The organism is Legionella quinlivanii (genome assembly GCF_003265995.1).
Classification (GTDB): Bacteria; Pseudomonadota; Gammaproteobacteria; order Legionellales; family Legionellaceae; genus Legionella_C; species Legionella_C quinlivanii_A.
Map to the genome: position 1 here is coordinate 187,689 of NZ_MVJN01000001.1, position 15,574 is coordinate 203,262.

Consider the following 15,574-nt stretch of genomic DNA (forward strand, 5'->3'; position numbering starts at 1 on the left):
TCCCAATCTTCCCTGAATATTCATGATCCTGGATATTCATTCAATCAGAATTACTGACGACTTACAATTGCCCGCAATCATACCAGGATAAATAAGTATAAACCGGGCTATTTTTTTAATTTTTTTTCTTTAAAATACGCCAATAAAAACTTATTATTAAAGAGCAAACATGCCTTTTTATGTCCCTTCCTATGCGACCCTGCTGAAACAACTGGATGCCTTAAAAGACAATTATTTAAAAGCACGTCAAGTGCAAAGCATAAGTCTTCCCACATTGATTGCGAAGGGAAACCTGGCGCTGGCAATAGAAATAGCAAAACGCGAGCAAACAGAAGATGAGAATCATGATTTAATGTTTCAATTAGCCAGTTTATTGAGAGAGTTAACCTGTCCTTCTGTTGAGCAAACCTATAGATCAGAGCAACACTTTCGCTTACTTGAAAAAATAAGCTATTTAGTTAATTATGGTCCTGTGAAATTGGAACAATTAAAAGAGCTGTATCAAACAATTCCGGCTACATCGGAATACTACGAAAAGTCTCAAAAGCAGATCGCCGTCATTCAGGAAAGAATTAATTTCAGCAGCAAATCTAATGACTTGGCAGAAGAACTTACCGAAAAAGATCAAGAACGTACAGCATGCCCTTTGGGCTTGTAAATGGAGAATCCAGGCTGGGAAGACAGCTGATTTTGAACCCTCTCTCTAACTCTCTCCCAAAGGGAGAGAGGACTTTGAGGAAAATTAAGAGAAAATCCCTCTCCTCTGAGAGGACTTTTAGCATGATTTAGCACTTAAAAAATATCGATTCTTTAAGAATACGTTAAGTTTAACCAAGTATAATTCAACTATTAATCTGACTAAATGGACTTATGTTTCTGTAAATAAACGGATTCGCAGTTTTGTTGTAGGTGATAGCATGAAAGAGAAAAAAGAGCAGGTATTTGTACAGGTTAATCTTGGTACAGATACTTATTATACCCCGACCCCAGAAGAAGATCCCGTTAATTATCCTGACGGTGAAGCCTTAAGTGTCGCCGGTCAATTAGTCGATTCAAACGGCGTTCGTCGTGATGATGAAAGCCCCTATGTCTCTGATAAAGTAGAAGTTATCATCGGTCCCGATACATTGGGTAAGGCCGTTTATAGCCGTATCGCCCGGCAGATGGAATCCCTTCTCAAAGCTATTCTTCGCGGTGACGACCGTGCAGCTATTATTGCTCATAGCCGCGGAGGGGTAGAAACCATTCTGCTCACCCACTACATGAATGCAATTAAAAACCTGTTCAATCAGAATAAAGGTTCTAATTACGAACAATTCATAACCTTGCTAAAAGCCGATCCGGTTGTCGGTCCTTTTTTAGCAAATGCAACGATCACTCACAAACTGCAGCAGGAAGTGTTTCCTCAATTGAAAGCCGTTTATGAGCAAAAGCAAACAATCGATCTTAAATTAAGTATTTTTGTTCTGGATCCAGTTCCTGGCGACGTTCCCATTTACGGATGGGATGACAAGTTATTTTATCAGCCCCTTCCTGAAATCGTTGATCAGGCAGAAATCGTTTATTACGAAAACGAAATGAGCTGGGGATTTACACCCATCATGCCTAAAGCACCGGTTCACGAAGGTGCAAAGTTTTCAGCCATTACTATTCCGGGGCATCACGGCACCGGCTCTTCCGGAAATAACTGTGACCAGACGGGAAAGCCTGTTCCGGCTGTACCGCGTAAATCAGGTGAAGGCAATGCCAATGCAAAACAAGCTCACAAATTAGTATTTTTAAAACTGCTTCGGTTTTTAAATGATAATCAAGTGCAATTCGACATGAACAGTTTTGCAAATGCGCCGGAAAAAGGCTTGCTTAACCGAGTGATTCGATCCCTTAATAAACATAAGCTGACCGATAAAGACCATCCTCTGGTTTCCACAAAACAGACTGAAGGTGAGCCAATTGAAACAGTAATTAATTCTGAATGTCTGGTTCCTGCCACTTATCATTCTTACTATAAAATGCAGGATAATGAACTAGCCTATAAAGTGTTTAACAATACCAATTATGCCTGGCTTGGCCAGCGCAATAAAAGGTTTCGTGAAGCCTTACAAGATGGCAAATATGTTCCCTTATCCAGTGTCATACCACCCGTATCAGGCTTTGTTAATGAAGAACATGCCAAGATTGCCCGAGAAAAATTGTTTAAGGATTTTGGTATTGATGCGACCTCGTCCATTGATCATCTGCTGACTCAGGCGACACAGACTCTGGTGTCAGGATTTTTAGCAGCAGTTGCCAAACCAGAAAAACAATTAAATGCAATCGCTGTTGACCTCTCTGTTTCATCATCGATAACCGAGAGCTGGACTAATTTAATCCCTGCTGAGAAACCAGCTGGCATGCCTTCGACAGTGGCTAATCTGCTGGCAACTGAATCAGGCCAGAAAATGATTAAGGAAGGATTCTCCGCGGTGGTTGAAAAAATCAGCCAAAGCTATTTATCCGCTGGACTGGATCCCGCCACTCGATGGACCCTTTATCAGGCGATTGTGGGCGCATTTAATCAGTTTGAAGAAACACTGATTAACTTAAAAAGCAGCGCAGAAAGTCAATCTTCACAACCTGTTCCAGTGGGCGCAGTGGCTGCCGTCGCCGCAATCGCGGCAACCAGCTCCGCGCAGAATAAACACAGTGAGCTGTCCAAACTGCTGGAAGAAGTAAAAGAGGATGCGAAGTCTTCTCTCGTTAAAACATTTGCTCAGTATCAGCAAAATCTCGAACACGAACTTCAGAACATTATTGCTACCATTAAAACACCCAAACATGACAAATTGGTAAATGGCTTTACGAAAATAGCTTTTTCAATTGTTAAAAAGAATGCGGATACCAAAGAAATTAATAGTGAAGAGGACAAACGCTTTTTTGCCGCATTGGAAGAACGCGTAAGTGGAGTCAAGGATTCAGATTATCCAGAGACTATTGCATTGCTTTGGCCATTAATCAAAGGCGATATCATCGAGATTTACGGCTTAGCTGGAGAAAACGCCGAAGCAATTGACTCTATTGATTCCGAGTTATTAAGCAAATATTTCGATACCGAACCGAGCTGGTCTGACTTTGAATTACTCTTTGAAAAACTGATTAATTTCCAGAGGGATCTCAAAGCGGTTGAGATATTACCTACCGATGAATATCTGCATGAACTTCAACTGAATCTGAATGCATTGTGTGATTGCGCTGCACGCTATTTGCCTGCTCCAGGCGGTGACTCAGAATTCGCTAAACAAGTGAGATGCTTCAGAATTCTTGCAGGAAAAGATGAGTTTCCTTCGATTGAAAAAATCAAGGGTGAATATCACCAGTTAGAAGAAACTCTTGCTGAGCTTCTCATCAAGAATAAAGACCTGTCAGAAATAAGCGAGCGTTTATCTCAGGCCAGGATTCACGCAGAAGAAAAAGTGAAAGCTCTGGAATCTGAAAATGCAGCTTCACTGCTGTTGATGCAGGCTTTGACAGCTCAGATAGAAGATTTTCAACTGAAAACAGCGTCTTTAAAAAATCAGCTTGAAGCTCGGAATCGAGAAAAAGAGGAATTAACTGTTGAAAAAGCTGATTTGCAAAATACTGTTGAAAGTCTTCGACAAGAAATAGCAAGTTATGCTCAAAGAATCAATGTTTTATCCTCTGAAAAAGACAGGCTGGATGCGCAGAATAAAGAGCTTTTATCGACATTATCTAAATTTAAAGGAATGAAAGAACACATTCAGGCATTGCTTGAAGACAATCAGAGACTTCAGTCAGGCAATGACAGGCTCAAGGATGAAGTTGCTGTTTTAAAGCGGGAGAAGAGCGAGGCCGTTGCACAGCAATTCGAAATGGTAATGGAAGCCCAGGCAAAAGACAGGCAACTGTCTGCTGCCGCCAACGAAAATCTGGAACTAAAGTCTCAACTGGAAGTCATTACAAAGACTCGCAAGGAGTTAGATAAGCAAAACCAAAGCCTGGCAGAAGAAAATGCCAGATTGCGTGCCGAAATTGAAGCGAAAAGCCGTAGAATGGAGGAGGCGCGAAGATTCCAGCAGGAAGCAGCTCGTGAAAACGAGGCCTTAAAGTCTGAAAATAGCGATCTACGCAATCAATCAGCTCAAGCGAAAGAATCGGCAGAGCGACAAATGGCTCAATTTAATGCAGAGAATTCACGCCTGGCAGCAGAGTTGGATCAAGCGACGGAAAGAAACGAAGCTCAGGAGAGCGATGTCAGACGATTAGAAACTGAGAAGGCCCAGCTTGAGCAAGAACTTGCTCATGCGAGAGCAAGTCAGTCTTTGCAAGATGAAGCTAAACGTGTTGAACTTCTCAGGGCTTTAAACAGTGACACCCAAAGAAAATGTCTGAATACCATTAGCGATGAACTCATACCCCTCATTGATGGGTATCTGGAGCATCTCAACAATAAAAAAGATCCTATTGCCGAACAGAAAAAGCAAATAGTGTCAAACCTGAGAGCCATCTTAACTGACGAGGTAAAAATCCCTCTGGCAGTAGATAGAATGAAGGAATATCAAACAAAGCTAACTCAAGCAGACAAAGAGATGCTTTCATCGCATCGTGACGGTCCCTGGACACGTTTTGCCTCAAATTCGCTGAAAATCCTGGCGATAGCGATTACCGGCGTGCTTCCTGGCCTGGCCATTCTAGGTGCTTACTCTCTGATGACAGGCAAGTCGCCGATGTTCTGGCAGGCACAGGGTAATCGAACCATGCGCAAAGTGGAAGATACAATCAACCACTCCCTGAAGGAATTTGAAACTCCCGGAAGAACTCTGTAATTATCTGGCCAGCGCCTTTCATGAAAGTGAAAGGCGCTACTTCTAATTATTTACGGGCAGTTTACGAAAGCCCACTGCAAGTCGATTCCAGCCATTGATGGTGATGATAGCAACCGTCAAATCAACTGCTTCTTTTTCGCTGAAATGTTTCAGCAATTCCTCATAGACTTCATCAGGCGCATGAGTTTCAGATAATAAAGTAATTGCCTCAGCCCAGGCTAGAGCCGCCCGTTCGAGCTCTGTGAAGAATGGCGCTTCATGCCATACGGCAACAGCATTCAGACGTCTTTGCGTTTCCCCAGCTTTTAAAGCATCAACACAATGCATATCAACACAGAATACACAGCCATTGATTTGAGAAACTCGCAGTTTCAGCAACTCAAGCAAGCGCTTGTCCAATCCGGATTCATTCACAAATCGCTCAAGATTCAACATCGCTTTAAGTGCTTCAGGAGATGCTTTATAGAAATCGGCTCGCGAAATAGTCATCCTAACCCCCATAAGTATAATGGATTATCAGCCGTGAAATGTGAGTTAATTATAGCTCATGGGAAAAAAGCAGTGTCGGGGTTGCCTCTAGCGTCTGCGTCCCTCGGCTTGTCCCTGAGGGATCCAGGAAACTCGTAGATTAACTGGATTCCCCGCATAAAGCGGGGAACGTAGTGGTGTGAGGAAATGCCACGAGCGTTGCTACGTGAATAAAGCAAGGACTCAAGTAGGAATTTGCGTGCTTAACTGCTGTAATTCATATTGAAGACAGGAGATTTTTTCTCGGTGGCTAATCAGTGATTTAAAATGCTCAAGAGATTCTATATAGTCCGCAGCACGTTCTTTCCGATAATCACCCTGCTCGGCAAACTGGTTCTCCACCCCATCAAATAGCTCAGCCGCATCCTCCAGGGCATTCTCTATTCCGCATCCCAATAGAAAATTGGCAGGCATAAACGCATCCCCTATCAGGCAATAAAATCCACCCTGGGGAAGACCCATCGCATGATGGCTTGCTATTTCGAGATTCATTTTGAACACTGAAGACAGGTTTAAGGCTCTGGTTTTGAATTTTTCATTCTTCATTAACAATTGAATGATACGGTCAAACCATTTTTTTAGCTCCCCGGTGTCTTTACTTTGTAAGATTTCCTCAGGCACTTCACCAGTAGCATAGACGATTTCAGACTGCTTTGAGTACTTTATAAAGAACACGGGGGAACGTTCAAGCTTCCAGCCTAAAGATTTAAGCTCAGATATCTGCTCCGGAGACAAAATGATACTGGAATCGAAGGGGGTCATTACCGGGATACGCATCATCTCAAAAGGAGCATTCTCAATGGCCAGACTGATAATACCAAAGGCATTATATTCAGGATTCTCAATCGGCTCATAGGAAATCGCAAACTCCGGATTTTGACTATTCCAAATTTGTGTATAGGATTTAGCAGTTTTTCCGGACGCATCAACCAGCAGGTCAAAATGAACGCTCTGCTGCTTACCATCCATTTCAAGTATTAACTCCTGCTCCTTTCCCCTGGCCTCGATAACCTGAGTATCTCCTTTGTGAAAAACCAATTGCTGATCGTCTGAAAACTGAATTGTATTTCTTTTAAAAGAATACGCTCTCTTCGCATAAATAAATTGTAATTTTTCATACTGATAGCGTTGCAAATCACTAATAGCAATCACAGTACGCTCTTTCTCAATAAGCTCAAAAAAAGCCAGATCAAGACGCTCTTCTTCGTTAAGTTCGGGAAGCTCTTGCGGCGCAATTAGCTGACATCGAAAATCCCTCTGATTTAAAAAGTATGCTTTATTTTTAAGCGAGCTTAAATTAAAGAAATCAGTAATGGTTTGCTCTTGCAATACCACTCCCTGACTACGGCTAAACAATTGATCTTCTCGCCTTGAATCTATCAAATGAACCGAATAGCCTTTACTTAACAAGCTAAGAGCAGCAGCCAATCCGGCTGGCCCCATCCCCATAATATAGGCATTTTTTGTCATAAAGAGTTATGAATTAGTGAGTGTGTGAAGATGGTATCACTGGATTATTAAGAAATTATTAGGATCTGTATTAAGAAAGCTTGATTTTGACTGCAAAAACGACCGAGGTTTCGTTCATCAGCTCATTTTGCTTAACATCAATTTATACCATACCGAATAAGGCTGGGCTAACCACCACTTCCAGGGCACCCGACCATAATATTTGCTCACTGTCTGTATGGCCTCCTGATAATGCAGGCGCCGCAGGCGCCGTGTTTTAGTCGCTGGATGAATACGATTGACAGCGATAAACTCATCGATGAATAACAGTGGGCCGCCTGATTTAAACAAACGCCACCACAGATCATAATCCATCGCCATATGAAGGCTTGCATCCACCCCGCCGACAGCTTCCCATGCGCTTCGCCGGATTAAGCTGGCCGGTTGAGAAATAATACAGCGGGAAGCCAAACGATCCTCGCAAAAAGCTTCCACCCATACGGGCTTTCTTTGTCCCGACTTTTCATACACATTCCATGAACGCCCATAAGCAGCAGGTTTTTCAGGAGCCGATTCAAGTGCATTTAACAACAAACGCAGGCTGTTTGCCAAAAACCAGTCATCGCTGTTCAGCCAGCACACATACGGAGCCTTACCTCGCGAAATCCCTTCATTGATGGCCTGAGCCTGTCCTTCATCACGGGCGATACGCCATCCACTTAGACGGTTTTTCCATTGATCGATAATTTCAGCCGTACAATCGGTTGAGCCCCCATCCATGACAAATACTTCCACAGGAAGATTCTGCTGAAAAATAGAAGCCAGGGCATCGTTCAGAAAACAGCCCTGATTATAGGAAGGGACCACAATGGTTACTAAAGGTTCCAAACTCATGCTCTGGTATTCATCATTAGAAAATCATTATAAGCTTTCCTGATCCCGTCGGTGAGAAGGGTTCGGGCAGACCAACCCAATGCATGTAATTTCCCGGTATCCAGTAGCTTGCAGGGTGTTCCATCAGGCCTGGAGCTATCAAATACTATTGTTCCTTCAAAACCTACTGCCTCCATTACAATCTCGGCCAGTTCGCGGATGCAACAGACACTGCCAGTTCCCACGTTAAAAATCCCCTCGCTAATTGGTGATTCCATCAGAAATACACAAGCATCCGCCAAATCATCTACATACAAAAATTCACGCAGTGGTTTACCTGACCCCCAGACAAGTAACTCCTTATCTCCACGCTGTTTCGCTTCATGGGTTCTGCGAATCAATGCGGGGAGCACATGGCTGTTATCAGGATGATAATTATCATTGGGTCCGTAAAGATTTGCCGGCATTACCGAGATGAACTGCGTACCATATTGCCTGTTATAATTCTCACAGAGTTTAAGACCTGCAATTTTGGCCAGCGCATAGGGTTCATTGGTTGGTTCAAGCACTCCACTTAGCAAATAGTCTTCTTTCATGGGCTGCGGGCAATCACGCGGGTAAATACAGCTTGAACCAAAAAAAAGCATGCGCTCAACACCCGCCATCTTGGCTGCATGGATAAGGTTGGTAGCAATCATCAGATTTTCATAGATAAATTCAGCTCTGTAAGTATTGTTCGCGTGGATTCCACCCACACGCGCTGCTGCCAGGAAGATGTAAGCCGGCTTTGTATATTTGAGAAACTCTGTCACCGCCATTTGCTCAGTCAGATCCAGTTCTGAATGGGTACGGGTTATCAGATTGGTATATCCCGCTGCGGTTAAGCGGCGTATCAGTGCCGCCCCCACCATGCCTCGATGGCCGGCGATATATATACTGTCAGTCTTGCTAATTGTGTTACTGTCATAGCTTGGCACGGTCACATCCATTTCTTTATAAATACAGAGCTTCTGCTCTTTATCCGATACATCATATCTACCGCAATGTGCTGCAGTATAAATGCTGATATCGCCCTTCTTATCTGCCTCTGAGTCGGGGTATAACCCAGTAAACGACAGCGGATCCTGTTCATTTCTTTAAACCCCGTCTCATTGATTAATGATGACGTTTTCTGCTGCTCATGAACTCGAAAAGCCCCCATAAAAAACGGCAAGTGCGCAAAACGGGCACCAGCCTTTTTAAACCGAATCAATAAATCCCAATCCATTGCAAAACGGAAGGACTCATCAAGCTGCCCTCCCGCTTTTTCCCAGACTTCTCGCCGCCAGAATAAGGTTTCCTGAGGCACAAAATCAGCCCAGGACAAAACGCGTTCATTATGGCCCGGCAATATCCAACGCCCAATTTCCAGTCCCCTTTCATCAATCAGCAGCCGATTTCCATAAACCACATCAATTTCCGGATGAGTTTGAAAATAATGGTTAACATAGGCAAGGGTGCCTGGTAAAAGCAGATCATCCGAGTTGAGATAAGCCATGATATCGCCGTCAGTACTTGCAAATCCAAGATTAATGGCCTGTGTCTGGCCTTTATCCGGTTTGGACACCCAGGCGCTGAGCTTGGCATCGTATCGTTTGAGTATGCTCAGTGTTTCATCTTTTGAGCCGCCGTCCTGGATAAAATACTCGAGATTGGGATATTTTTGCTCAAGAACACTTAGGATGGTTTGCTCTATAAATTGTCCCTGCTCATAGGAAGGCGTAACCAGTGAGATACGCAAGGGTTGATTAATGGGTTTAACTGGAGGTCGATTGATTTTACTAAGCGGGCGCGGTGCATATTGATTCAGATTGCCCAATCGGGGTCTCAATATTTCCAGTATCCGGCTTTTCATACGCTTAATCCAGAATGGACAGTAAATTCTGTAGGAGGAATTGATGAAAGCCCATTGCTCGTGAATCAGCTTATCCTGCTCTTCAACCAGCTTTTTTAACGCCTGGTTTTCATCCAGAGTTTGCTCAAGACTAAGCCAGTCAATTCCATGTTTTTTTGCAAATTCCTGCAAGGATTTGTTATCAGGCACAAATCTCTTCCTTTAATAAATTCCGGCTGCTAACTGTCTGGTATTCTAATTGAATTTCTTTAATAGGAAATCCCAAAACACGCTTTTCTCCTGATTTTTTTATTTCCTCTGTTTTCCAGGGAACTGCCAGTATAAGCAACCAGTAACCCTCTTCCCTGTCAAAATATTTTTTATCAAGCCTAAGCCGAATTTCATTGCCTTGATCATTGACTTCAAAGCGCTCAATTCTTTCATTATCGATAAAAAAAACAGGTGCGGACGCTGTATCAATAAGCCGAACCCTGGTGAGTAATTTGATGCGAATACTACGCGATTCATGGTTTAAAAAGAGCTTGATCGCACTCATTTTCTGGCTCCAGCGAAAAGCCTCTCCCTGAAAACTCTCAGGATGATGGAATCCATACAGCAATACATCATCAATCGTTGCCAAAGAATGAGTCTGACTGGCGATTCTGTTTTTTATGGGCAGTTTTTTCTGCTCCATTGCAAATTTAACACGATACCAGACAAAACTTTGCTCGCAGTAGTTATAAAAGTTTTTCCAGGCAAAGGGCGTTTTTTTTCTGGAAAAAATAAAGCAATATTTGGATAGTAATCTTGGCATATTGTAACGCCAGAAAAAATAAGGCCGTGCTAAAAGAGAATAAAACAATAGCGTCCAAACTTCTTTCTTTAAAAATAACTGGTCTGCCTTCATCTTTGCAGAAAGAAGAATAAATATCTTATTGAGAACCACTCTAGCCAGAGAAGGATTATATTTTTGAATATCTTCCCATTCTTTGGGTATGCCAAAATAGCTTTGGTGATGGGCTTTTTGCTCCCCGGCAAGCCTGAACAGGACTTCGCCCGAAGTACACTCACTCAGAAATTGATCCAGTAATGCGAAACTATCAACAAATACATGCGATACGCCAACTCCAGGAGCATAACCTAGTGAATATCCCTGCTGATGAAAATCAGCGCCAATTATCCAGTAAGCGAAGCGATTGTACTGATGCGCAAATCCCCCCACAGCAAAATACACTTCACGTTTTATGCCGAACGCGTGCAAAGTCACTTTAGCCCAGCAATCCGGGTTTTCAAATTCAGAAACGCCCAGGTTATATAACTTAAGTTCAAATTGCGATAAAGAGTTTCTGCAGATGGCTTCCGTGCGTGGATAAAAACCGTCATGGGTTTCAACTTTAAAAAAGTGCAGCGCCTGTTGAACAGCATCCGGTTCAGCGATGCAGTGTGATTCCGTGAATAATAAATAATCGCCTCTGGCAAGCGTCGCACCATAGTGACAAAGCTCTATTTCATTTGCTGCGTCAATACAAACAACATTGGGGAGTGCTCCTGTCCTCGCGGTAATCTGTTCCACTAATCCTTGCTGGTGCTTGTGGAAAACAATAATCACCTCATAAAGACTTTGGTCACAACGCTGTCTTCTAGTCCAGCTCAGGATAGCCTCTTCAGCAATGCCCCGATGCGTTTCCATTGGTAAAATGACTGAAATAAGGGGTGCTTTTCCGCTTGCCTTTCTTTTTTGGTGATAGAGTCTTTTGTCCAGTTTAATTAATTCATCGGCATCAAGCGGAACGCTGATAACCCTATGCTCTTTGGCACTAATCAATGAGGCTTGCAATGCCCCGAGAGTGAATAAGTAATTCTCAAGCACCTGTTTCTGTGCTTCATTCGTCGTTAAAACCTGATCATAGAATAATTGCAGAGAATCCAGGTATTTATCTGGCGAGATGAGAATTGTTTTCTTCTCAGGAGAAAGAAATGTCGCCTCCTCATAATGCGAACATAAATGAGCATGAGCCACCCCATTTTCACCGACAACGCTAATGCGGCGCTGACGCCATTGATCCAAATGCTGTTGAGGTTGTGCATCAAGCAAACCACAGGACAAGTAAGCATCAATTCCTGACTCAAGGCGCAGGGTGATACTCGACCACAAGTCGCCCGGATGGGGATCGGGTTGATGAGAAAATGGCTTCTTAAGCAAACTGCCAAGCTGCTTCAAATCATTGGTTCCGGTAGCATCTACCCATTGTATTTTTTGCTCATTTGTAAACCAGCGAATCAAATCAATCATATGAGAACCCTGATGGTACAGATTCCCGTAACAGGCTGCCTGTATAAAGCGCAGGTTTCCAAGCCTGCCTGCTGTGATCGCTTCTTTCATGGCGATAAATTCTTCACAATAGCGGGATTGATGCACAATGAATAATTTCCAGCTTTTTGTGAAACAGGTTTGGCTAATCGCAAGCCCTTCCTTAATGGATAGAGCCAGTGGTTTTTCCACGATTAAAGTTTTTATTGAATCAATGCTCGAGAGTACAGGAAGTAATTCCTTTCTGATCTGCGGCGGTGTTGCAATCAATACAATATCAGGCTCTGAGGCCTGTAATCCTTGCTCAAGATTTTCAAACAGAGGAAACTGAAAGCGTTCCCGACAATTCTGCCTGGTCAATGGAGAAGGCGCATAGCCTCCTACAATAACTACATCCTGCCGCAGACTTAATAAGCCGGCATGAACTAATCCTCTTTTACCCAACCCTATTATAAATACTTTATACATAACTGCCTTGTTCACATTTAAAGCTAAATCCTAACTCCCAGTTTACGTCATCTCGAGCGTAGCGAAGGATCCCCTGATTCTGGCTCAGTTCTAAGTAGTTTGAGATCCTTCGCTACGCTCAGGATGACGTACCTGGGAGTTGCGTTAAATCAGATATTTCGCGGAAACAGGCAAACCCACCTGTCCAAGGAAAGGTGCTGTTTCATTTTCATAATCCCAACAAATTGTAATAGGCCCAAGCAAATCGGTTTCATCCAGCCTCTGACCGCGATTTTTCGCCCTTTCATATCCCTGAGTTATCCTTAGACTATACTGACCTGCTTCTACCATAAGTTTCATTTGTAGTTCAAAAACTCTGATATGGGATGGCTGATTCTCGGCAATCACATTAAGGTACAAGCTGCCTGTTGTGGTTTTAACCGCGCCGAATTTATCATAGAGTATGACTGTAATATGATTCATAACACGCGAATCCGGCATGAATTTAATGCGGATTGTCATCGTTTCACCAAGCCGAAACGACGTTGCCGGAAGTCCTTTTTCACCGTACAAAGCGACTGCAAGCAATCTCCCCTGATGACCCTTTTTTGTATTCCAGATAGCTTCTTTATCGGCAATATCAAACTGCGAGGGGATAGTCTTTTCATCTGTTTCGTTTTTCTTCAAATCAGGACTTTCCAATGATTCAGGAGGGCTGTTGCTGTCAAGCGCTTCATTAAAGAATAATAAAACTCCCTTATTTACAGGACCGTCATACAGCAATTCACCCTGCTTCAGATAAAGTGTTCGCGAGCATAAATCCCGCACTATGCCCATGTCATGCGAGACGAATAATAAAGTAGTTCCCCTTTGGTGCAGCTCCCGTATGAAGCGAAAACACTTCTGCTGAAAGAAAAAATCCCCAACCGCCAGCGCCTCATCAATAATCAGGATATCGGGCTCAGCTAAAACCTGAACGGCAAAGGCCAAACGCATCCTCATTCCTGTAGAATAGGTTTTTACAGGATGATTAATTGCGGTGCCAATCTCGGCAAAAGCCTCAATTTCAGCAAAACGCTCAAGAATTGCTTCCCTGGACAAGCCCAGAATCAGACCGTTTAGAATCACATTATCACGGCCGGAATATTCGGGATTAAAACCGCTCCCTAATTCGAGCAAGGCGGATACTCGTCCTTTCACAGATACATTTCCACTGCTTGGTCTTAATGTGCCGGCAATAATTTCCAATAACGTGCTTTTTCCGCCGCCGTTACGGCCAATAATGGCCACCGCCTCACCACGCTCAACCTCAAAACTGATATTTTGAAGCGCCCAAAGGGCCTCCATGCCCTGCGTATGTCCTGGCCAAATGGCGTTCAATAATCGGGCCCGTGGATTGGTAAACAATTTATAACATTTACTGATGTTCTGAACCTGAATCAATTTATCGTTCATGGCTAAACCAGATCAGCAAAGTCAGGTCGAAGACGCTGAAACAATCCATAGGCTCCCCAGGCGAATACTAATGAGCATGCAAAATAAACCAGTAAATTTTTAAACATTGGCATTTGCCCACTAAAAAGCACCAGCCGCAGCTGTTCAACGATAAACGTTAATGGATTAAAAATCAGCACATACTGTAACCCCGGGGGTGCGGCTTCTCTGGCATAAAAAATGGGAGTCATAAACAAGAGACTGTGGCTTAGCATTGCGGTTAACTGACTGATATCACGCACTATCAAACCAAAAGCAGACAGAAGCCAGCTTACCCCCAAAACCAGAGGGAAAAAACAAAACAGAATCAATGGAAAGAAAAGGATATTTAGGGTTGGAAAACCCAATAACAGCATATAACCGAGACACCATACCCCCACCCCGATACAGGCATGAAAAAAAGCACCGGCTACAGTCACAAACGATAACAGTTCCAAAGGAAAAACTACTTTTTTTACAAAATTGCTATTGCCTGAAATCAGGGAGGGAGATTTGTTTAGACAATCTGCGAATACATTAAAGACAATGAGTCCTGAAAACAGCATTAGCACATATTCAGCAGTTCCACCGGAAAAACTCCATCGAGCTTTTAGAATTACAGCAAAAGCCAGCGTGTAAACCGTCAGGAGGTATAAAGGCTGCAGGAAAACCCAAAGCACTTCCCCTGCCGTTCCCCTGTAACGACTTGAAAATTCGCGTTTGCTCAGTTCAAAAACAAGCTGACGATACCGCCAAAGTGAAGAAAGCAATTTGAAACATCCTGTTATTTGGAACTAGGCCGGAAATAATGGTTTTCCCGAATTGAAAGATTAAATCTTAGCAATTTTCCAATCATTCCTCCAGAGAAATAAAGTAACCACCCAGGTTGTGGACAAGTTTGATTTTAATTCAATCAAATCGTCTCAACGTCATCCTGAACGCAGTGAAGGATCTCCCGAATCTGGCTCAGTTCTAAGCAGGTTGAGATCCTTCGCTACGCTCAGGATGACGTACCTGAGGAGTTACGAAATAAATTATGATTTTTCGATGAACTGGCATCTGATTTTTGCAAACCACTGCCTGTATGACTATATTTAAAATTGTTCATTAATTCATCTATTCGGGAAGAGGTGTATGATTCCTGACCATCCGTTTAAAAACGCAAAGCTGTCTCTTGGGGAAATTGATCATTACACCCTGATTGTGGAAAATGCAGAGAAAGTGGCCGATTTTCATATTAATCTGCTTGGATTTAATTTCCAGTACATTAAACATGTTAATTCAGGAACTGTTGCTGATCCCGAACATGACATGACTAATTATATTCTGACTTTGCCCGCCAATCCGGCTATTTTTTGTGTGATTACCCAGGGAATGAATGAAGAAACAGTGTTCAAAAAATATCACCGAAAATTTGGAGAGGGAATTCATCATATCGCCTACAAAGTGGATGATCTATCAAAGAATTGGAATATTTGTGAAGAAAATAAAATTACGAGAACCTCAACAGAGATCATTACGGATCCCGTCAGCGGATTGAAACAGTTTTTTATTGTGAAAGATTTGGGCGGTTATTTTATTGAATTAATTGAACGATCAGATAAAACAGTAGAGAGAGAAGATTTTACCAGCCAGAATATGAAAAAATTGTCTGATAGTATTAAGAAATATGTCTAGAGCTTACAACCCCCTTTATCTATCCCTCTGTAGATAACTTATGATACAAAATAAGTAACTTCCAGGTACGTTGAGACAATTTGACTGAATTAATGTCAAACTTACCTACAATCTGGGGAGTTA

General features: G+C 42.8%; 11 protein-coding genes. 3 read left to right on the forward strand and 8 right to left on the reverse strand.

Features of this window, described 5'->3' with window-relative positions; translation table 11 throughout:
- The first annotated feature begins 169 nt into the window (after positions 1 to 169).
- Entirely contained in the window at positions 170 to 658 is a 489-nt protein-coding gene (locus tag B1207_RS00775) for a hypothetical protein (protein WP_112218097.1), read from the forward strand.
- A 259-nt stretch (positions 659 to 917) separates the two neighbouring features.
- A complete protein-coding gene (locus B1207_RS00780) occupies positions 918 to 4,820 on the forward strand; it encodes a hypothetical protein (RefSeq protein ID WP_112218098.1) in 3,903 nt (1,300 codons plus the stop codon).
- Positions 4,821 to 4,862: 42 nt separating this feature from the next.
- Here the strand turns inward: B1207_RS00780 and B1207_RS00785 are convergent, their stop codons facing one another.
- The 8 genes from B1207_RS00785 to B1207_RS00820 all read right to left on the reverse strand — a co-directional run bounded on the left by B1207_RS00785 (position 4,863) and on the right by B1207_RS00820 (position 14,544).
- On the reverse strand, positions 4,863 to 5,309 hold the full coding sequence (locus B1207_RS00785; protein WP_112218099.1) for a carboxymuconolactone decarboxylase family protein: 447 nt from the start codon (positions 5,307 to 5,309) through the stop codon (positions 4,863 to 4,865).
- Positions 5,310 to 5,531: 222 nt separating this feature from the next.
- A complete protein-coding gene (locus B1207_RS00790; RefSeq protein ID WP_112218100.1) occupies positions 5,532 to 6,818 on the reverse strand; it encodes an FAD-dependent monooxygenase in 1,287 nt (428 codons plus the stop codon).
- Positions 6,819 to 6,935: 117 nt separating this feature from the next.
- The gene (locus tag B1207_RS00795; protein ID WP_112218101.1) at positions 6,936 to 7,691 is read right to left on the reverse strand and encodes a glycosyltransferase; all 756 of its coding nucleotides are present in this window, start codon (positions 7,689 to 7,691) and stop codon (positions 6,936 to 6,938) included.
- Positions 7,688 to 8,647 carry a GDP-L-fucose synthase family protein gene (locus B1207_RS00800; RefSeq protein WP_301182677.1) on the reverse strand — a complete coding sequence of 320 codons (960 nt, stop codon included), beginning with the start codon at positions 8,645 to 8,647 and terminating at the stop codon, positions 7,688 to 7,690. Before B1207_RS00800 ends, B1207_RS00795 begins: the two co-directional genes overlap by 4 nt.
- Positions 8,648 to 8,649: 2 nt before the next feature.
- A complete protein-coding gene (locus tag B1207_RS00805) occupies positions 8,650 to 9,753 on the reverse strand; it encodes a glycosyltransferase family 2 protein (protein ID WP_112218102.1) in 1,104 nt (367 codons plus the stop codon).
- A complete protein-coding gene (locus tag B1207_RS00810; protein ID WP_112218103.1) occupies positions 9,746 to 12,322 on the reverse strand; it encodes a Gfo/Idh/MocA family oxidoreductase in 2,577 nt (858 codons plus the stop codon). The genes B1207_RS00805 and B1207_RS00810 overlap by 8 nt, the downstream gene beginning before the upstream one ends.
- Positions 12,323 to 12,466: 144 nt before the next feature.
- Positions 12,467 to 13,756, reverse strand: coding sequence for an ABC transporter ATP-binding protein (locus B1207_RS00815; RefSeq protein ID WP_112218104.1), 1,290 nt, complete (start codon positions 13,754 to 13,756; stop codon positions 12,467 to 12,469).
- A 2-nt stretch (positions 13,757 to 13,758) separates the two neighbouring features.
- Positions 13,759 to 14,544 carry an ABC transporter permease gene (locus B1207_RS00820; RefSeq protein ID WP_112218105.1) on the reverse strand — a complete coding sequence of 262 codons (786 nt, stop codon included), beginning with the start codon at positions 14,542 to 14,544 and terminating at the stop codon, positions 13,759 to 13,761.
- A gap of 364 nt (positions 14,545 to 14,908) precedes the next feature.
- On the opposite strand from B1207_RS00820, the gene B1207_RS00825 reads away from it, so the two are divergent.
- Positions 14,909 to 15,451, forward strand: a complete 543-nt coding sequence (locus tag B1207_RS00825) for a VOC family protein (protein WP_112218106.1) — start codon at positions 14,909 to 14,911, stop codon at positions 15,449 to 15,451.
- The last annotated feature ends 123 nt before the right edge of the window (positions 15,452 to 15,574 follow it).